The organism is Thalassiella azotivora, assembly GCF_054781695.1.
Genome location: NZ_BAAGTX010000005.1, coordinates 90,125 through 109,796, shown reverse-complemented (window position 1 = coordinate 109,796; position 19,672 = coordinate 90,125). Strand labels below are relative to the sequence as shown.

14 protein-coding genes are annotated in these 19,672 nt (G+C 74.6%); 10 read left to right on the top strand and 4 right to left on the bottom strand.

The window, feature by feature from the left end; translation table 11 throughout:
- Window positions 1-22: 22 nt before the first annotated feature.
- Window positions 23-1,960, bottom strand: a complete 1,938-nt coding sequence (locus tag ACYVQV_RS05080) for an ATP-binding protein (RefSeq protein ID WP_461022176.1) — start codon at window positions 1,958-1,960, stop codon at window positions 23-25.
- Window positions 1,961-2,569: 609 nt separating this feature from the next.
- Between ACYVQV_RS05080 and ACYVQV_RS05075 the strand changes: the two genes are divergently transcribed.
- The 9 genes from ACYVQV_RS05075 to ACYVQV_RS05035 all read left to right on the top strand — a co-directional run bounded on the left by ACYVQV_RS05075 (window position 2,570) and on the right by ACYVQV_RS05035 (window position 13,862).
- Window positions 2,570-5,386, top strand: coding sequence for an aconitate hydratase (locus ACYVQV_RS05075; protein ID WP_461022175.1), 2,817 nt, complete (start codon window positions 2,570-2,572; stop codon window positions 5,384-5,386).
- Between the two features lie 125 nt (window positions 5,387-5,511).
- The gene (locus ACYVQV_RS05070; RefSeq protein ID WP_461022174.1) at window positions 5,512-5,883 is read left to right on the top strand and encodes a hypothetical protein; all 372 of its coding nucleotides are present in this window, start codon (window positions 5,512-5,514) and stop codon (window positions 5,881-5,883) included.
- Between the two features lie 95 nt (window positions 5,884-5,978).
- On the top strand, window positions 5,979-7,928 hold the full coding sequence (gene dxs / locus ACYVQV_RS05065) for a 1-deoxy-D-xylulose-5-phosphate synthase (protein ID WP_461022173.1): 1,950 nt from the start codon (window positions 5,979-5,981) through the stop codon (window positions 7,926-7,928).
- Between the two features lie 114 nt (window positions 7,929-8,042).
- The gene (locus ACYVQV_RS05060; protein ID WP_461022172.1) at window positions 8,043-9,302 is read left to right on the top strand and encodes a substrate-binding domain-containing protein; all 1,260 of its coding nucleotides are present in this window, start codon (window positions 8,043-8,045) and stop codon (window positions 9,300-9,302) included.
- A 50-nt stretch (window positions 9,303-9,352) separates the two neighbouring features.
- Window positions 9,353-10,090 (top strand): ABC transporter ATP-binding protein, encoded by a 738-nt coding sequence (locus tag ACYVQV_RS05055; RefSeq protein ID WP_461022171.1) that lies wholly within the window; start codon window positions 9,353-9,355, stop codon window positions 10,088-10,090.
- A complete protein-coding gene (locus ACYVQV_RS05050) occupies window positions 10,087-10,863 on the top strand; it encodes an ABC transporter ATP-binding protein (protein ID WP_461022170.1) in 777 nt (258 codons plus the stop codon). The genes ACYVQV_RS05055 and ACYVQV_RS05050 overlap by 4 nt, the downstream gene beginning before the upstream one ends.
- Entirely contained in the window at window positions 10,860-11,744 is an 885-nt protein-coding gene (locus ACYVQV_RS05045; RefSeq protein WP_461022169.1) for a branched-chain amino acid ABC transporter permease, read from the top strand. Before ACYVQV_RS05050 ends, ACYVQV_RS05045 begins: the two co-directional genes overlap by 4 nt.
- A complete protein-coding gene (locus ACYVQV_RS05040; protein WP_461022168.1) occupies window positions 11,741-12,931 on the top strand; it encodes a branched-chain amino acid ABC transporter permease in 1,191 nt (396 codons plus the stop codon). The genes ACYVQV_RS05045 and ACYVQV_RS05040 overlap by 4 nt, the downstream gene beginning before the upstream one ends.
- Complete coding sequence (locus ACYVQV_RS05035) at window positions 12,924-13,862, top strand: alpha/beta hydrolase (protein ID WP_461022167.1); 939 nt, start codon at window positions 12,924-12,926, stop codon at window positions 13,860-13,862. Before ACYVQV_RS05040 ends, ACYVQV_RS05035 begins: the two co-directional genes overlap by 8 nt.
- Before the next feature lie 54 nt (window positions 13,863-13,916).
- Here the strand turns inward: ACYVQV_RS05035 and ACYVQV_RS05030 are convergent, their stop codons facing one another.
- The 3 genes from ACYVQV_RS05030 to ACYVQV_RS05020 form a co-directional block, all read right to left on the bottom strand.
- Window positions 13,917-15,923 (bottom strand): helix-turn-helix domain-containing protein, encoded by a 2,007-nt coding sequence (locus ACYVQV_RS05030; RefSeq protein ID WP_461022166.1) that lies wholly within the window; start codon window positions 15,921-15,923, stop codon window positions 13,917-13,919.
- Between the two features lie 89 nt (window positions 15,924-16,012).
- Window positions 16,013-16,762 carry a 3-hydroxybutyrate dehydrogenase gene (locus ACYVQV_RS05025; protein WP_461022165.1) on the bottom strand — a complete coding sequence of 250 codons (750 nt, stop codon included), beginning with the start codon at window positions 16,760-16,762 and terminating at the stop codon, window positions 16,013-16,015.
- A 120-nt stretch (window positions 16,763-16,882) separates the two neighbouring features.
- Window positions 16,883-17,758 (bottom strand): hypothetical protein, encoded by an 876-nt coding sequence (locus ACYVQV_RS05020; protein WP_461022164.1) that lies wholly within the window; start codon window positions 17,756-17,758, stop codon window positions 16,883-16,885.
- Window positions 17,759-18,034: 276 nt separating this feature from the next.
- On the opposite strand from ACYVQV_RS05020, the gene ACYVQV_RS05015 reads away from it, so the two are divergent.
- Window positions 18,035-19,600: a tetratricopeptide repeat-containing diguanylate cyclase gene (locus ACYVQV_RS05015; RefSeq protein ID WP_461022163.1), complete on the top strand. Its 1,566-nt coding sequence runs from the start codon at window positions 18,035-18,037 to the stop codon at window positions 19,598-19,600.
- The last annotated feature ends 72 nt before the right edge of the window (window positions 19,601-19,672 follow it).

Below are 19,672 nucleotides of genomic sequence, written 5' to 3'. Positions count from 1 at the left end.
GGCGGGCGCTGGGCCGGTGGGGTTAGAACGGCGGCTGGTCGTCGGCGATGGCACCGTCGTCGCCGTCGAGGTCGGGAAGCAGCGCGAAGGGATCCGCGGCCGCGGGATGCGAGGCAGCCCCGCCCGAGCCGGCCGCGGCACCGTCAGCCGCAGCCGTGGTGAACGTCGAGTCGGTGACCTCCGAGAGACGTGTGGCCCAGGCGGGGAAGGGGAACTCCACGGCGAGCGGGACGGGGATCTCCGGCTGGGAGATGAACATCGTGCCCGGCTTGGCGAGCGTCGCGCGGCCGCGCTGGGAGGCAGGCAGGAACCCGTACTCGGGCCGGCCGGCCTCCGCGGGGTCCAAGCGCCCGACGATCTTGATTGAGGAGTTCGACACGATGCGCCGCTCGACCTCGGATGCGGTCTGCTGCGCGCCGATGAGGATGATGCCGAGTGACCGGCCGCGTTCGGCGATGTCGAGGAGGACCTCCTTGATCGGGGAGGACCCGTCACGTGGCGCGTACTTGTTCAGCTCGTCCAGCATGGTGAACAGCAGACCGCCGGAGCCAGCGGCTTCCTTGCGCTCGGTCTCGGTGGCGAGCACGACACCGACGACGAACCGCTGCGCCCGGTCGTGCAGGGCGTGGAGGTCGACGACGGTGACCTGCTGATTGGCCGTCGAGATCTGCCGGGCGGGGCTGTTGGGCAGGTCGCCGCGGATGATCGGGGTCAGGTGCCGCTGGGAGGACCGCAACCGGCGTACGAACGCGTTCACGGTCCCGATGCCGGTCACGGGACCCGCCCACCGGGCCCGGTAGTCCTCGTCGGTGACGCGCTCGGTGATGAACTCGATCAGGTCGGGCCACGTGCGGATCTGAACGCCGTCGATGGAGATGGCGCCGTCGTTCCCTGCCGGCACGGCGTCGGACTTGAGCCGCGCGGCGACTTGGTGGATGACCATCGTGTACTGGCTGCGCTCATCCTCGCTGTCGGCGAAGACGTAGCGGAGCAGCTCCCGGTCGCAGAACTCCGCGAGGGTCCACCAGAACGCGTTGACGCCTGACGTGCGGCCCTTCACATTCGGACGGCCGGTCTGGTCATCGGGCATCGGCGGGGAGTAGAACCCGGCGGAGGAAAACGGGACGGGAGCCAGTCCGAGCTTGGCGTACTTGGCGGCGTGGACGTCGGTCAGCTTGTTGTTCGCCTGGTCGAGGAACAGGAGGTCCTCACCCTTGACAGAGAAGATCAGAGCCTTCGCGTTCACCGATCGTGCGCCGAGGGCGCCGGAGGTGAAGACGGAGTGAAGGAGGAACAGCGCGAAGCTGGTCTTGGTCGCGACGCCGGAGATGCCGGAGATGGAGACGTGAGCGCCACGGGTGCCGTCAAGAAATTCCAGGTTGCAGTAGACCGGGACACCGTCGCGACCCAGTCCGACGGGCACCTTGGCTTCCATCTGGTCGAAGTACAGCGCCTGGTCACGCTCGACCCCGGTGGCACGGTACGCGTCCGCGCCGGGGCGCGGCGGGACGTAGCACTCCGGGTCGACGCGGGTGGCGGTGACCTCGGCAACCTCCTGGACCTGCCCGGGCATGACGCCGTCGGCGATGAGGAACACGTCCGAGCCGAACGTGGCGCCCTCGTGGCGAGAGACGACGTCGGTGACGACGCCGGAGGTGACGACCTTGCCGACGCCGGGGACCTCGCGCGAGCAGGTCACGACGTCATCGAGCTGGAGGTAGGCGTCCTCGGTGATCGCGACGTGGAACTTCAGCGGCGTCGAGTCCTCCGTGCCGGCGACCTTTCCGACGAGGGCCTGTACGTTCCCTCCGGGAGGGGCCTGTGCCTCGCGTCCTAGCTGTAGAGCGTCGCGGGCGGCGCTCTGCTGGCTCAAGGCAGTCGGCCCCGCCCCCGCCTCTTCCGTGAAGCCATCGGACGTGCCGCGAGTGCCGACGGAACCTCGCGGGGAGTCGTTGTCCATGTTTCGCCTTCCTAGATGTACCTAATGCCCCGCGGCTACGGAGTGGGCGCTGGACCTGTTCGCAACCGTACGAGGAACCGCCGACAGATTCAGGAAGTCCGTTTCAACTGCCCTTTGGCGTTCGCCCAGAAACTGCCGGGAGCCTCAAGTCGCGTGCCCGTCGTCGAGCTCGTCGCGGGCCGGGGAGTGCCTGTGATCTTTGCGGGCGTCGGACCCGTGGTCCGAGAGGGCTCGGATTGGGCACGCTTTGATGCGCAAAGGGCTGCAGCGCGCTCCCGTCGTCCGCAGGGCCACGAACTGGATCCCCGCAGGTCAGAGCCGGGTTTGGCCCCTTTGAGCGCACGCACCCGCAAAGGATCGCTTCTACGCTCAGGATCCTGTACGTCTTCCCGATGACGCACCACGTCGAGTGCGTGGCGGTGCTCGAGCCGGACGGCGGCTGACGCCGGCAGGTCGGGGCGGGCGGTGACAGCGGCACCGGCCTGTGGTTAGATATCTTGACGTCGAGATACTTTCCGGCGCCCCGGGCGACGAGCGCCCACCCGGCTGCCAGGATGAGACAGGACGGCCCCAGCGGCCCGACCGCCCGCGATCGAAGGAGATCCACCCGTGAACGCCACCACCCAGGACAGCTTCGGCGCGAAGGGCACCCTGAGCGTCGGGGACCGGTCCTACGAGATCTTCAGGCTGTCGGCCGTGGACGGCGCGGCCCGGCTGCCCTTCAGCCTCAAGGTGCTGCTGGAGAACCTGCTGCGCACCGAGGACGGCGCCAACATCACCGCCGACCACGTCCGCGCCCTCGCCGGCTGGGACCCGCAGGCGGAGCCGGACACCGAGATCCAGTTCACCCCCGCCCGCGTGATCATGCAGGACTTCACGGGCGTGCCGTGCATCGTCGACCTGGCCACCATGCGCGAGGCCGTCGCCGACCTCGGCGGGGACCCCGCCCGGATCAACCCGCTCGCGCCCGCCGAGCTGGTCATCGACCACTCCGTCATCACCGACGTCTTCGCCCGGCCCGACGCGTTCGAGAAGAACGTCGAGCTGGAGTACCAGCGCAACGGCGAGCGTTACCAGTTCCTGCGCTGGGGCCAGACCGCGTTCGAGGACTTCAAGGTCGTCCCCCCCGGCACCGGCATCGTCCACCAGGTCAACATCGAGCACCTCGCCCGCGTCGTGTTCGACCGCGACGGCGTCGCCTACCCCGACACGCTCGTCGGCACCGACTCGCACACCACGATGGTCAACGGCCTCGGCGTGCTCGGCTGGGGCGTCGGCGGCATCGAGGCCGAGGCCGCCATGCTGGGCCAGCCCGTCTCGATGCTCATCCCACGCGTCGTCGGCTTCAAGCTCTCCGGTGAGATCCCGGCGGGCGCCACGGCCACGGACGTCGTCCTGACCATCACCGAGATGCTGCGCGAGCACGGTGTCGTGGGCAAGTTCGTCGAGTTCTACGGCGAGGGCGTGGGCGCCGTCCCGCTGGCCAACCGCGCGACGATCGGCAACATGAGCCCCGAGTTCGGCTCCACCGCGGCCATCTTCCCGATCGACGACGTCACCCTGGAGTACCTGCGCCTGACCGGTCGCAGCGAGGAGCAGGTCGCCCTCGTCGAGGCGTACTGCAAGGAGCAGGGGCTCTGGCACGACCCGTCGACCGAGCCGGAGTTCTCCGAGTACCTCGAGCTGGACCTGTCCACCGTCGTCCCGAGCATCGCCGGCCCGAAGCGTCCGCAGGACCGGATCTCCCTCACCGACGCCAAGTCCTCCTTCCGGACGGCGCTGCGCGACTACGTCGACCACCACGACGGCGAGATCAGCCCCGCGGACGAGGGGTCGGCCGAGTCCTTCCCCGCCTCGGACCCGCCCGCCGTCAGCGCGGCGGCGAGCGACGGCGGCACGCTGCCCAAGCCGTCGCCGGTCGACACCCCCGGGGACGCCCCGCAGCGCGTCAGCAAGCGGTCCCCGGTCACGCTCGCGGACGGCACCGAGACCGAGCTGGACCACGGGCACGTGGCGATCGCCTCCATCACGTCCTGCACCAACACCTCGAACCCGTCGGTGATGGTCGCCGCGGCGATGCTGGCGAAGAACGCCGTCGAGAGGGGCCTGACGGTCAAGCCGTGGGTCAAGACGTCCCTGGCGCCGGGCTCGAAGGTCGTCATGGACTACTACGAGCGCGCCGGCCTGCTGCCGTACATGGAGAAGCTCGGCTTCCACCTCGTCGGCTACGGCTGCACCACCTGCATCGGCAACTCCGGCCCGCTGCCGGAGGAGGTGTCGCAGGTGGTCAACGACGCCGACCTCGCCGTGGTGTCCGTGCTCTCCGGCAACCGCAACTTCGAGGGCCGGATCAACCCCGACATCAAGATGAACTACCTCGCGTCGCCGCCGCTGGTGATCGCGTACGCCCTCGCCGGCACGATGGACTGGGACCCGCAGAACGAGCCGATCGGCACCGCCGAGGACGGCAGCGACGTATACCTGCAGGACATCTGGCCCGACGCGGCCGAGGTGGCGCACGTCGTGGAGCGGTCCATCACCACCGAGATGTTCGCGTCCGACTACAGCGACGTGTTCGCCGGCGACGAGCGGTGGCGCTCGCTGCCCACCCCCGAGGGCGACACCTTCGAGTGGGACGACGAGTCCACCTACGTGCGCAAGCCCCCGTACTTCGACGGGATGGAGCGCGAGCCCTCGCCCGTCACGGACGTGCAGGGCGCTCGCGTCCTGGCCAAGCTCGGGGACTCCGTCACCACCGACCACATCAGCCCCGCCGGCGCCATCAAGGCCGACAGCCCCGCCGGGGTGTACCTGTCCGAGCACGGGGTCGAGCGCAAGGACTTCAACTCCTACGGCTCCCGGCGCGGCAACCACGAGGTGATGATCCGCGGCACCTTCGCGAACATCCGCCTGCGCAACCAACTGCTGGACGACGTCCAGGGTGGCTTCACCCGCGACTTCACCAAGGGCGGGGAGCAGACCACCATCTACGACGCCGCGCAGTCCTACGCCGAGGCGGGCGTCCCGCTCGTCGTCCTGGCCGGTAAGGAGTACGGCTCGGGCTCCAGCCGCGACTGGGCCGCCAAGGGCACCGCGCTGCTCGGCGTCCGCGCCGTCATCGCCGAGAGCTACGAGCGGATCCACCGCTCCAACCTCATCGGGATGGGCGTCCTGCCGCTGCAGTTCCCGCAGGGCGAGAACGCCGAGTCCCTCGGTCTCGACGGCACCGAGACCTACGACGTCAGCGGGGTCACCGCGCTGAACGACGGCCAGACCCCCCGCACCGTCAAGGTCACCGCGACGAAGGAGTCCGGCGAGACCGTGGAGATCGACGCCGTCGTCCGGATCGACACCCCCGGCGAGGCGGACTACTACCGCAACGGCGGCATCCTGCAGTACGTGCTGCGCTCGCTGATCGCGAGCTGACCCGCCGCGCCGTCCGGGCCCCCGCACCCACCGGGTGCGGGGGCCCGTGCGTGCACGCCCGTGCGGCGCGGTGGCACCGCCCCCCTCGCGGGGACGTCGTCGGTGCGGGGACCCACCATGGAGGGGTGAGCCCCCAGCAGCTGCCGCCCGGGTGGCCGGACGAGGTGCCACCGCCCGGCGCGCCGGGGTGGCAGCACCGCGCCGTCGCCTACCTGCTCGACCTGTGCCCGGCGGACTACCGCGCCCACGACGTCCTGCGGCGCCAGCCGCTGGTGCTCGCCTACGTCGCCACCCGGCACGTGCGCGCCGCGCTGGACGGTCACGCCCGCGCCGTCGCCGGGCTGCGCGACAGCCTCACCGAGATGGTCCCCGGGACGGTGGTGGACGAGGCCCTCGAGGCCCTGGACGTCGAGCGCGTGCGGCTGCTGCGCCAGCGCCTCGCCGCCGACCGCCTCGCCGCGGCCCTGGCCGGGGCCCGGCACGTGCCCCGGCTGTGAGCCGGGCTACCCGCGGGTAGGTCTGCACACGATCCGCACAGGCGGCCCGGTGTCCGACCGCGCCACGCCCTGACCGCGCACCTACACTCGGCCGGGTGACGAACGTGCTCGCCTCCGTCCGCAGCCCCCGGGACCTGCGTGGGCTCACCCGTGCCCAGCTGGACGAGCTGGCGACGCAGATCCGCCACCACCTCGTGCAGTCCGTCGCCCGCACGGGCGGTCACCTCGGCCCCAACCTCGGGGTGGTCGAGCTGACGATCGCCCTGCACCGGGTGTTCGAGTCCCCGAAGGACGTCATCGTCTTCGACACCGGCCACCAGTCGTACGTGCACAAGCTGCTCACGGGGCGGCAGGACCTGTCCGGGCTGCGCACCCGCGGCGGGCTGTCCGGTTACCCGAGCCGTGCCGAGTCCGAGCACGACGTCGTGGAGAACTCGCACGCCTCGACGTCCCTCTCGTGGGCCGACGGGATCGCCAAGGCGCACCAGCTCAAGGGCGAGTCCGACCGGTACACGGTCGCCGTCATCGGCGACGGCGCCCTCACCGGCGGGATGGCCTGGGAGGCGCTGAACAACATCGCCGCCGGTCAGGACCGCAAGCTCGTGGTGGTCGTCAACGACAACGAGCGCTCCTACGCGCCGACGATCGGCGGCCTGGCCCACCACCTGTCCACGCTGCGCACGACGCGCGGGTACGAGCGCTTCCTCGAGTGGGGCAAGCAGGCGCTGCGCCGCGGCGGTGCCCCCGGCCGGCTGGCCTACGACACCCTGCACGGCGTCAAGAAGGGCCTGAAGGACATCGTGGCCCCCCAGGGCATGTTCGAGGACCTGGGCCTGAAGTACGTCGGGCCGGTCGACGGGCACGACGTCGAGGCGGTCGAGCACGCGCTGCAGCGGGCCAAGGCCTTCGGCGGCCCGGTGATCGTCCACACCATCACCCGCAAGGGAAACGGGTACGCACCGGCGATGGCCGACGAGGCCGACCAGTTCCACGCCGTCGGGGTGATCGACCCGGAGACCGGCTCGCCCGTCGCGGCCTCCGGCCGCAGCTGGACGTCGATCTTCGCCGACGAGATGGTCGACCTCGGCCGCGAGCGCAGCGACGTCGTCGGCATCACCGCGGCGATGCTCATTCCCGTGGGGCTGCACCGGTTCGCCGAGGAGTTCCCCGAGCGCGTCTTCGACGTCGGCATCGCCGAGCAGCACGCCGTCACCAGCGCCGCCGGGATGGCCTACGCCGGCCTGCACCCCGTCGTCGCCGTCTACGCCACGTTCCTCAACCGCGCGTTCGACCAGCTGCTGATGGACGTCGCGCTGCACCGGGCCGGCGTGACGTTCGTGCTCGACCGCGCCGGGATCACCGGCCCGGACGGCGCCAGCCACCACGGGATGTGGGACCTGTCGCTCCTGCAGGCCGTCCCCGGGATCCGGGTGGCCGCGCCGCGCGACGCCGAGACCCTGGCCGAGGAGCTGCGCGAGGCGGTGGCCGTGGACGACGCCCCCACCGTCCTGCGCTTCGCCAAGGACGCCGTGCCCGACCCCGTCCCGGCGCTGGAGCGCGTCGGCGGGGTGGACGTGCTGCACCGGCCCGGTGGGCAGGAGCGGGCCGACGTGCTGCTGGTGTCGGTCGGGACGCTGGCCACGACGTGCCTCCAGGTCGCCGACCGGCTCGCCGACCAGGGCATCGGGACCACGGTCGTCGACCCGCGGTGGGTGCTGCCGGTGGACCCGGCGCTCGTGACGATGGCGGCCGACCACCGGCTCGTCGTCGTCGTCGAGGACGGCCTGCGCGTCGGTGGCGTCGGCTCCCGCGTGAGCCAGACGCTGCGGGACGAGGGGGTGCCCGTGCCCGTGCGCGAGTTCGGCGTCCCGTGCGCGTTCATCGACCACGCCAGCCGCGCGCAGGTGCTGGCCGACATCGGCCTGACCGCGCAGGACGTCTCGCGCGCCGTCGCGGAGCACGTGTCGCGCCTCGACTCCGACGTGACCGTCGACCTGGGCGCCGGCACGGTGCCCACGCGCGAGAGGTCGGCCGAGGGGTCCTGACCCCGGTCGGGTGTGCGCGGCACCACGCACCGGCGTGCCACTGTGTGGTGAACCCACATGGGTCGTCCCCTGGTGCCTGCGTAGCGTTCGGGCATCGCCCACCCAGGAGGACCCATGCGCCGTCACCGCGCCCCAGCCGCGACCCCGACCGCCGTCACGCCGGCCGCCGCGGCCCGCCGCCGCCCGCTGCACGCGGCCGTCGCGGCACTCGCCCTGACCGCCCTCGCCGCCTGCGGCGCACCCGGCTCCCCGGGGTCGACGGCCGCGGAGGGCGACGGCGGCGACGACTCGCCGTTCCAGGTCGGGCTGGTCCACTCCCAGACCGGTGCCCTGGCCAGCTACGGGGAGCAGTACCGGGCCGGGTTCGACGCGGGCCTGGACTACGCGACCGACGGGACCGGCGAGGTGGACGGCCGCCCCGTCGAGGTCACCGAGGTCGACGACGCGGGCGACCCGGCCAAGGCGGTCGCCGGGGCCACCGACCTCATCGGCCAGGGCTACCAGGTGATCGCCGGCTCCACGGCGTCCGGGGTCGCGCTGCAGGTGGCTCCGCTCGCCGAGGAGAACGACGTGCTGTTCATCAGCGGCCCGGCCGCCGTGGACGCCCTCACCGGCGTGAACGACCACACCTTCCGCTCCGGGCGGCAGACCTACCAGGACGTGATGGCCGCGGCGTCGTTCATCGGCGACCCGGCGGGCAAGACCGTCACCGTCTTCGCCCAGGACAGCGCCTTCGGGCAGGCCAACGCGGCGGCCGTCGAGGCCGTCCTCGGGGCGCAGGGCGCCACCGTCACCCCGTTGCTCGTGCCCGCCGCCGCCACCGACCTCACCCCGTTCGCGCGGCAGGCCGCCGACGCCGCACCGGACCTGCTGTTCGTCGCCTGGGCCGGCGCCAACGCCACCCAGATGTGGCAGTCCCTCGAGCAGCAGGGCGCGTTCGACGCGAGCACCGTGGTCACGGGGCTGGACATCAAGCCGACCCACGAGGTCTTCGGGCCCGCGGCGGACCGCATCCAGTTCCTCTCGCACTTCTTCGAGGGCGCCGCCGACACCGACGCCTACCAGGCGCTCGCCGAGGGCCTGCAGGCCTCCGGCCACGAGGTGGACCTGTTCACCAACGACGGCTTCGTCGCCGCGCAGATGGTCGTGCACGCGCTGCGCGAGGGCGGCGACGACGTGGACGCGATGGTCGACGCGCTCGAGGGCTGGGAGTTCGAGGGCCCGAAGGGCACCGTCACGATCCGCGCCGAGGACCACGCCGTCCTCCAGCCGATGTTCACCGCCCGCCTCGTCGCCGAGGGCGACGGCTGGGTGCCCGAGCTCGTCGACACCCTCCCGGCGCAGGACGTCGCCCCGCCGGCCGCCACGTCGTGACGGCCCCCACCACGGGCCGGTCGCCGTCGCAGCCGTCCACCACCCCCTGCGTGCTGGCCGCGCAGGGGGTGGGCTGGACGGTCGGTGGCGCCCGGATCCTCGACGACGTGACCCTGGAGGTGCGGACCGGCGAGATCCTCGCCGTGATCGGCCCCAACGGCGCCGGCAAGTCCACCCTGCTGCACATGATGTCCGGGGTGCGGCGGCCCACCACGGGCCGCGTCCTGCTCGACGGGCGCGACGTCACCCGCCGCAGCGCGGCCGACCGGGCCCGGCGCGGCCTGGGTCGCACCTTCCAGACCTCCAGCCTGTTCGACGGGCTGACCGCCCGCGAGAACGTCCGGCTCGGTGTGCAGTCCCGTGGCCGCTCGCCGCTCAGCCCGCTGCGCCCCGCGCTGTCGGCCGGGGCGCTGGCCGAGGCGGACGAGCTGCTCGCCCGGGTCGGGATGACCGGGCGCGGGGACGCCGGCGCCGGTGAGCTGTCCCACGGTGACCGCCGCAAGCTCGAGGTCGCCGTCGCGCTCGCCCGCCGCCCGCGGGTGCTGCTGCTCGACGAGCCGATGGCCGGCGTGTCGGTCGAGGACGTCCCGGCCCTGACCGACCTCGTCGCCGGCCTGCGCGCCGACGGCGTCAGCGTCTGCATGGTCGAGCACCACATGGACGTCGTCCTCGGCCTCGCCGACCGCGTGGCCGTCCTGCACCACGGGGCGCTGCTGTCCGTCGGCACGCCGGCCGAGGTCACCGCCGACCCGACCGTCCAGCAGGCCTACCTCGGGGAGGAGCTGTGAGCGGACGTCCCGCCCCCGCGGCGTCGGACGCCGTCCTGTCGGTCCGGGGACTGCACGTCCACCTGGGCCGCTCGCACGTCCTGCAGGGCGTCGACCTCGACGTCGCGCGGGGCGGCGTCACGGGGCTCCTCGGCCGCAACGGCGTCGGCAAGACGACCACGCTCAAGGCGGTCCTCGGGCTCGTGGCGCGCAGCGGGGCGGTCGAGCTCGACGGGGTCGACGTGACCGGCCGCAGCACCCCGTGGATCGTCCGCCAGGGCGTCGGCTACGTGCCGGAGGACCGCGAGGTGTTCGCCGGGCTGACCGTCGAGGAGAACCTGCGGCTCGCCGAGCCGATGGCCCGCGCCACCGGCGTCGAACCCGACTACGCCCTGGTCCACGGCCTGTTCGGCGAGCTCGCCGAACGCCGCCGGCAGAAGGCCGGCACGCTGTCGGGCGGCCAGCAGCAGATGGTCGCGCTCGCCCGGGTCCTGCTCGGCCGGCCGCGGCTGCTGCTCGTCGACGAGCCCACGAAGGGGCTCGCGCCCCGGCTGGTCACCGAGGTCGCCCAGGTGCTCGCCCGCGTCGCCGAGACCACCACCGTCCTGCTCGTGGAGCAGAACCTGACCGTCGTCCGGCACCTCGTGCGCGACGTCGTCGTCCTGGACGCCGGCCGGGTCGTGCACCGCGGACAGGCCGCCGACCTGCTGTCCGACGCCGAGCGCACCCGCGAGCTGCTCGGCGTCGCAGCCAGCCGGCACCCCGCGCGCGCCACCGAGGAGGCGACCCCGTGAGCACCCTGCTGCTGCTGCTCGCCACCGGCCTCGGCCTGGGGGCGCTGTACTTCCTCGTCGCCTCGGGCCTGAGCCTGATCTACGGCCTGATGGGCGTGCTCAACTTCGCGCACGGCGCCTTCCTGTCCGCCGGGGCGTACGGCACCTGGTGGGCCAGCCGCAACCTGCCCGGCGCGGGTGACTCCGGCCCGGGGTTCTGGCTCGCGGTCGCCTTCGGCGTCGCCGGCGGCGCCCTGCTGGCCACCGCCGTCGAGCTCGTCCTCATCCGGCCGCTGTACCGGCGCCACATCGAGCAGGTGCTCGTGACCGTCGGGCTCTCCCTGGCCGCGGTGGCGCTGCTGCAGGGCGTCTGGGGTTCCGACCCGCGACCCTTCCCGCGGCCGGCGTGGACGCGCGGGACCGTCGACGTGGCCGGCGCCAGCATCCCCGCTGACCGCTTCCTCCTCGTCGCGAGCGCGCTGCTCGTCCTCGGCGGTCTGCTCGCGCTGCTGCGGTGGACGCGCGTCGGCCTGGTCATCCGGGCCGGCGTCGAGAACCGCAGCATGGTCGAGGCCCTCGGCGTCGACGTCCGCCGCACCTTCACCCTCGTGTTCGCCCTCGGCGGGGCCGTCGCCGCGCTCGCCGGCGCCCTCGGGTCGGTGTACCTGGGCAGCGTCTCGCCCGGGCAGGGCACCTCGCTGCTCATCTTCGCCTTCATCGTCGTCGTCATCGGCGGCCTCGGGTCGGTCACCGGCTCCGCCGTCGCCGCCGTCGTCGTCGGGCTGGTGCAGCAGCTCGCCAACTACTACGCCGCGTCGGGGGTGGGGGACCTGTCCGTCGTCCTGCTGCTGGCGCTGGTGCTGCTGGCCCGCCCCGCGGGCCTGTCCGGGAGGACCGCGTGAACGGACGACTGCCCGACCTCGCCGACGCGGTCACCGGCCGCACCACCGCACCCGCCGCCGGGCGGGCCGCCACGGCGGCGGCGCGCGACGCCGACGGGCCGCCCCCGGACCGGGGCGCCGGCACCGGCCGCCGCGGCCCGGCCGCCCGGTCGCTGCTGCGCGCCGCCGTCCCGCTGGGCGTGCTCGCCCTGCTCGTCGCCCTGCCGTACCTCTCCGTCCCCGTGCCCGGGCTGCTCGGGGGACTGGTCAACAGCCCCGGGTCGATGCAGCTGCTCGCGCTGTGCCTCGTCTTCGGGGGCGTCGCCCTGTCCTACGACGTGCTGTTCGGCCGCACCGGGATGCTGAGCTTCGGGCACGCCCTGTTCGTCGCCGCCGGCTCGTACACGACGGCGCTGGCGCTCGGCGAGCTGCGCCTCGGCCTCGGCGCGGCCGTCGGGCTGGCCGTCCTCGTCGGGATCGTCCTGCCCCTCCTGGTGGGAGCCGTCGCCCTGCGCGTCAGCGGCATCGCGTTCGCGATGGTGACCCTGGCGTTCGCCCAGGCCGGGTCGATCCTCGTGCTGCGCAACCCGGGCGGCCTGACCGGTGGCGAGGAGGGCCTGCCGCTGGTCCGGGACCGGGTGCCCGACCTGCTGACCGGGGTGGTCAACGCCCCCTACCGGTACTGGCTGGCGCTGGCGTACCTCGTGCTGTGCGTCGCCGTCGTCCGCTGGCTCGTGCGCTCGCGCGCCGGCCACGCGTGGGCCGCGGTGCGCGAGAACGAGGAGCGGCTCGGCGTCCTCGGCGTCTCCACGTACGCCGCCAGGCTGCAGGCGTTCGTGGTCGGCTGCTTCCTCGGGACGATGGGCGGTGTCGTGCACCTGCTGGTGGTGGGCGGTGCGACGCCGCACGTCACGACGACGGAGCTCACCCTCGCGCTGCTCGTCATGGTCGTCCTCGGCGGGGCGGGCAGCCGCTGGGGCGCCGTCGGCGGCGGGGTGCTGTACACCTACCTCGACAACCGGTTGCTGCAGCTCGCCGGCTCGGACGCGATCGAGTCGCTGCCCGGGGTGCTCCGCGTCCCGGCGTCCGAGCCGCTGTTCGTGCTCGGCGCCCTGTTCGTGATCGTGGTCTTCTTCGCGCCCGGCGGGTTGGCCGGTCTGCTGGCCCGGCGCCGGGCGCCCCGGCCGGAGGAGCCCGGCCGTGCCTGAGCCCCCTGCGCACCGCGTCCCCGTGGCCGGCGGGCGGCTCGCCGTGCACGAGCTCGCCGCCGGCCCACCGGCGAGCCGCGCGCGGGACGACGACGGGGCGCCGGCGGACCGTCCGCTCGTCGTGGCCCTGCACGGCATCACCGCCAACGCCCTGTCGTGGACGGCGGTCGCCGAGCGGCTGGCCGGCCGGGTCCGGCTGGTCGCCCCCGACCTGCGGGGTCGGGCGGCGAGCGCGGACGTCCCGGGGCCGGTCGGCCTGGCCGCCCACGCCGACGACGTGGTCGCCGTCCTGGACGCCCTCGGCGCCGACGACGCCGTGCTCGTCGGGCACTCGATGGGCGCGTTCGTCGCGGCCCTCACCGCCGCCCGGCACCCCGGCCGGGTGCGCCTGCTCGTCCTCGTCGACGGGGGAGTGGGCTTCCCCGCGCCGGAGGGCACCGACCTCGACGCGGTCCTCGAGGCGGTCATCGGCCCGGCGATGCGCCGCCTGTCGATGACCTTCGCCGACCGCGACGCGCACCTGGCGTACTGGCGGGAGCACCCCGCGCTCGGGCCGCTCCTGGACACCGCTGCCGGCCCCCACCTGGAGCGCTACCTCGACCACGACCTCGTCCCCGCCGACACCGGTGGCCTGCGGTCCTCCTGCCGGCTGGACGCCGTCCGCGCCGACGGCCGCGACGTGCTGACCGACGCGCGGACCCTCGCGGCGGTGCGCTCCAGCGGCGTGCCGACGTCCCTGCTGTGGGCGCCGCGGGGACTGCTCGACGAGCCGCAGGGGCTGTACGACGAGTCCCGGCTCGCGGCGGCCGGGCTGCCGGGAACGGTGACGGTCCGGCGCGTGGACGGGACCAACCACTACTCGGTCCTGCTGGCCCCGGCCGGGGTGGACGCCGTGGCGCAGGCGGTCGTGGAGGCGGCGGAGGCGCACTGACGGCACCCGTGCTCGACCACCCGGCTGGTCGGTCCGGCCGGTCAGTCCAGGCGGTCAGTCCGGGCGGCCGGTCGGGGGACGGCTCAGCCGGTGCAGGCGCAGCGCGAGCTGGACCTCCAGCGCCCGGGCCGGCTGCGCCCAGTCCCCACCGAGCAGCGTCGCCACCCGGTCCAGCCGCTGCGTCACGGTGTTGACGTGGACGTGCAGCGACCCCGCGGCGCGGCTCGGGGAGGCGCCGGCGGCGAAGTAGGCGTCGAGAGTCCCGACGAGGTCGCTGCCGCGCCGGCTGTCGTAGTCCAGGACCGGCCCCAGCACGGTGCGCACGTACCTGCCGACGTCCGGTGTGCCACCGACGACGAGACCGGCGAAGCCCAGGGCGTCGGCGGTGGCACCCGTCCCCTCCGTCCCGAGCGCCAGCAGCGCGTCCGTGGTACGGGCGGCCTCCTCCCACGCCGGGACGAGCCCGTCCGCGGGTCGCACGGGCCCGGACGCGCCGACGGTGACGGGGGCGCCGGTGCGGCCCAGCCCACGGGCCAGCCGGTCGGCGACCGCCGCGGCGTCACGGCCGGGGACCAGGACGACGACATCGCCCGCGTGCTCGCCGACGAGGCCCGCGGACTCCGTGCGCCCGACGGGCTCCCTGCCGTGCTGGTCCCTGATCTGGTCCCGGTGCTGGTCCTTGTGCTGGTCCCGCAGCAACGGGCCGGCGGCGAGCAGCGAGCCCGCGGCCAGGGCGAGGCTGCGCCGGGAGCGGCCCGACGCCGGGCGGCACACGGCGACGACGTGCTCGGCGGCCAGGTCCGCGCCGAGCAGGCGGGCCCGGGCCACGAGCCCCTCGGCGTCGGCGGCCGTGCGCGGGCCCCCGGCGAGCAGGTCGGCCAGCAGGTCGGTGCGCACCCGCTGCTCGGTCTCGGCGGCCTGGCGCCGGAACAGCAGCAGCAGCGCCGTCACCACCGCCGCCCGCTCGACCGTCCGCTGGTCGCCGCCGTCGAGGTCCGCGCGACCACCGAGCACGAGCGTGCCCATCCGGTCGCCGGCCGCCGCGACCGCCACGGCCCACACGCCGTCCACCTGGGTGAGGCGCCCGGAGATGTCGGAGGCCCGCACCGCGGGCGCCGTCGCCAGCGGGTCGGGCGACCCGGCCGGCGCCGGCGCCGGGACGTCGACGCCGTCGGCGCCGTGCGCTGCGGTGCGGGTCCCCTCCTCGTCCAGGACGACGACCCACCCCCCGAGCAGGTCGGCCAGCGCGTGCGCGATGTCGTGCACCCCGCCGCCGCCGAGGACGACGTGCGCGAACCGGTCGTGGGCCGTCGCCGCGCGCTCCGCCGAGACCGCCTGGCGACGGACCGTCTCGTGGGCCGCGGACAGCGCGTCGAGCGCTTCCCGGGTGGCCGTCGCGGCCCGCGCCTGCACCAGCGACACCGCCGCCAGCGCCGCCAGCGACCCCAGCAGCGAGACCTCCTCGTGGCTGAACGGGCGCCGGGTCCGGTTCGCCGCGAACAGCACGCCGACGAACTCGCCGTCCACCAGCAGCGGGACGCCGCAGATCGCCACCAGCGCCTCGTCGCCGACGGCGCCGTCGATGTCCCGGGTGTGCTGGAAGCGGGAGTCGGCGAGGTAGTCCGATGTCCAGTAGGGCCGGCGCGTCTGGGCGACGAGACCGCCGAGGCCGGAGCCGAGCGGCAGGCGCACCGCCTGGAAGCGCGCGGACACCGACCCGTCGGTGGCCCGCATGAACGTGTCGCCGACGTCCGGGTCGTACAGGGTCAGGTAGGCCACGTCGGTCCCGAGCAGCGCCCGGGCCCGGCGCACGATCGCGTCCAGGACGCCGTGGGTGTCGCGGACCGACGCGAGCTCGCGGGCGGTGTCCACCAGCGCGCTCAGCTCCGCCTCGCGCCGGCGACGGGCGTCCAGGACGCCGCGGACCCGCAGCGCCAGTGCCCGCGCCGCCTCTCCGGCCTCCGCGTCGACCTGCGCGACGCGGTCGGCCTGGCGCTCGAGCTCCTCGGCGCCGGCGTCCTCGGCGAGCAGCCGCAGCAGCTCCAGCGTCGACGAGGGCACGGCCCCGATCCTGCCACCGGCACCACGGTGCGTCGCCGGTCGGGCCGCCGCAGGTGCAGGCGCGGGCGCCGGCGCAGGGTGGCGGGGGCTCACCGGGCGGTCCAGCCCCCGTCCACCGGGAACGAGGCGCCGGTGACCGAGGCGGACGTGGGCCCGCACAGGAACGTGACCAGGTCAGCGACCTCCACCGGCTCGATGAGCCGCTTGACCGCCACCGCACCCAGCATCACGCGCTCGACGACCTCGTCGGGGGAGATGCCGTGCGCGGCCGCCTGGTCGGCGACCTGCCGCTCCACCAAAGGCGTGCGGACGTACGCGGGGTTGACGCAGTTGCTCGTCACGCCGTGCGCGGCGCCCTCCAGGGCCACCACCTTGCTGAGGCCCTCCAGCCCGTGCTTGGCCGCCACGTACGCGGACTTGTACGGGCTGGCCCGCAGGCCGTGGGCGCTGGAGACGTTCACCACCCGCCCCCACCCCTGCGCGTACATGTGCGGCAGGACGCGGCGCACGAGCCGGAACGGGGACTCGAGCATCAGCCGGACGATGAACGCGAACCGCTCCGGCGGGAACTCGTGCACCGGGGCCACGTGCTGTACGCCGGCGTTGTTGACGAGCACGTCGACCTCGGCGGGCAGCGCGTCGACCGCGGCGAGGTCGGCCAGGTCGCACACCAGCGGCGTGACCCCCGGCGCCTCGGCCGCCAGGTCGTCCAGGCCGGCCGCGTCCCGGTCGACGGCCAGCACCTGCGCGCCGTCCTCCAGCAGCCTGCGCACGCACGCCGCGCCGATGCCCCCGGCCGCGCCGGTCACCAGCGCGGTGCGGCCCGTCAGCGTGCCCATGCCGTCGTCCCCGACGTCCGTCGACCCATGCCGAGGACGCTAGGTCCAGCGCGTCCGCCGGGACGTGTGCGCCGGGGACGCAGTTCACGACCGACCTGTGGTGGTCCACCACACCTGCGGTCAGCGGTAGCGCACGTCCCGTCCCCAGCCACGGGGGCGCTCGTCCCGGACCGGGTCGGCCAGGGCCTCCCGGACGTCACCGCCGGTCAGTCCCAGGGACACCTCGTCCGCCGTGACGAGGACCGGGGCGGCCAGGCCGCGGGCGACCTCGGCGGTCGCCGACCACGCGGCGCCGACGAACGCCGGGTCGATGCGGGCCAGGTCGTACCAGCCGCGGGTGCGCATGGGCACGGCGAGGGCGCGCATCCCCGAGCCGTCGTCCTCGGCGAGGTGACGGCGCAGCGCGCCGGACAGCAGCAGGCTGGGCACGTCGACGCCGCCGACCGGCCGCAGCACCTGCTGGCGGGGCCCGCGGTCGCGCCGCAGCCGCTGCACGACGAGGTGGCCCATGCCCTCGGCGTGCTCGCGCACCGACGGCCACCAGGCGGCGGGGTCCACCCCCGCGGCCGCGGCGACCCCGGTAGGCAGCGGGACGACCTCCAGCGGGTCGTCGAGCAGCCCGAGCAGACCGACCCCGCACACCAGGGCGTCGCCGAGCAGCGGCTCGCGGACCCACCCGTCGTCCTGGGCCAGGGCGTGCCCGTGCGGCAGGGCCAGAGCGCGCGCGGCGGGGCGCAGCACGGCGGGCGCCTCCGGCCCCAGCTCGGCGACGAGCAGCCGCAGCCGCAGCCACTGGGTGAGGCGGGTGCGCGCCACGCCGCGGTCCGGCGGGTGGCCGGCGACCACGTCCGCGACCACCGACCACGGCACGAGCACGTCGGGGTGCTCGGTCAGGGCGACCCCCTCGTCCCGGGGGTCGAGGTCGATGTCGGCGAGCACGCTGACGGCCAGCGCCAGGTGCCGCAGGGGCGCGGTGCGCCCGGACCCGTCCTGCACCCGATCACCGTAGGGGCGCCCGTCCGCCGGGACCTGCCGGGCACCACCCGTTCGGCCCTGTCCGTGACCTCGCGTGGCGGCACCCTCGCGGCCCCCGGGGCAGGCGCTCGACCGGGTCCGCGGCGCCCGCGTCCGGACGTGTCCCGGCGGGGCGCGGCCCCCGGGAGATCGCCCGTGCGTGGCGCTTGGGTCAGAAGGGGTTCCTGCCGATAGGAGGGCAGAGCCGGAGGGTGTGCCGAAGGGCGCTCCCCGGACGGGCTCGCGGGGTGAGGGGAGGTGGGTGCGACGAGCACGATCGGGACAGCGCTCGACGTCGACCTGCTCGAGGACTCCGTGCGCCGCGACCTGGGCGCCGCGCACGCCACCGCCGTCGCCTGGCTCGCCGAGCAGGGCGAGCACGTCGACCCCGTCACCCTGCGCCGGGTGCTGCTCGTGCGGGTCGACGTCGAGGCGCGACGCGGGCGGACCGAGACGAGCGCCCGGGTCATGCGCGAGGTCAACGCGTGGGCCACCGAGCACGGCTCGACGTACCTGCAGGCGCGCAGCCACCGGTTGCTGTCCGCCCTCTTCCGCCGTATCGGCGACTGGGGGACGGCGCTGGAGCACGCGGTGCCCGCCGTCGCGCTGCTCGACGCCGGCGTCCGGGCCGTCCTGCGCGCCGACCACCTGCTGGGGCTCGCCGACGCGCTCGGCTCCTGCGAGTCCTTCGACGAGGCGCACCGGCGCTACCAGGAGGCGGGCCGCCTCGCCGAGCAGGCGGGGGACCAGCACCTGCGCTGCATCGTCCTGAACAACCTCGCCTACACCTACTACCAGGCGGGCCGGGGCGCCGAGGCGGTCGAGACCGCGGAGCGGCTCAAGGCGGTGACGGCCGCCCGGGGGATGACCCTGGACGTGCACGACCGGGACACGGTGGCCCGCGCCTACCTGATGGACGGCCGTCTGGACGAGGCCGAGGCCCAGCTGGAGCCCGTGCTGCGCGGAGGGGTGGAGGGCGAGTCCGACTTCGACGGGGTGGCCCAGTGCCTGCTCACCCTCGCCGAGATCCAGCGCCGCGGCGGCCGCACGCAGCAGGCCCAGGCGACCCTGGACCGCTGCCGGGCGCTCGCCGAGGAGCAGCAGCTGTCGGGCGTGGCCCTGGAGGTGCTGGAGGAGCAGTCGGCCCTGCACGCCGCGGCGGGTCGCTACCAGGAGGCCTACGAGACCTTCCGCGCCTTCCACGCCCAGGAGCGGGCGGTGAAGTCCGCGGAGAAGGAGGCGCAGGCTCGCACCCGCCAGGCGATCTTCGAGACGACGGAGGCCCGCCGCGACAGCGAGCGCTTCCGGCGCCTGGCGGAGCGCGACCCCCTGACCGGCCTGCACAACCGCCGGTACGTCGACGCCCAGCTGACGACGCTGCTGGTGGAGGCCGCTGACACGGGCCGCCCGCTGACGGTGGCGCTGGTCGACCTCGACCACTTCAAGTCCGTCAACGACACGTACTCGCACGAGGTCGGGGACGTCGTCCTGCGCCGGGTCGCCGGGGTGTTGCTGGCAGCGGCCGGCGAGGTCGACGGCGGCGTGGCGGCCCGGATGGGCGGGGAGGAGTTCCTGCTCGTCCTGCCGGGGCTGTCGGGCCCCGAGGCCGCCCAGCGGCTGGAGGCGGTCCGGCGCGACCTGGCGGCGCACCCGTGGGCCGACGTCCTGCCCGACCGGGTGGTGACCGCCAGCATCGGTGCCGCGAGCGCGCCCCAGGACGCCGTCGACCGCTCGCAGCTCCTGCGTGCCGCGGACGACCGCCTGTACCAGGCGAAGGCCGCCGGCCGGGACCGTGTCGTGGTCCCGTCCCCCCGCACCGGCTGACCCGGCTCCCGCCACCTCGGCTGGGACGGCGAACGGCCCCGTCCCGGTGGGGGACGGGGCCGTTCGCCGGTG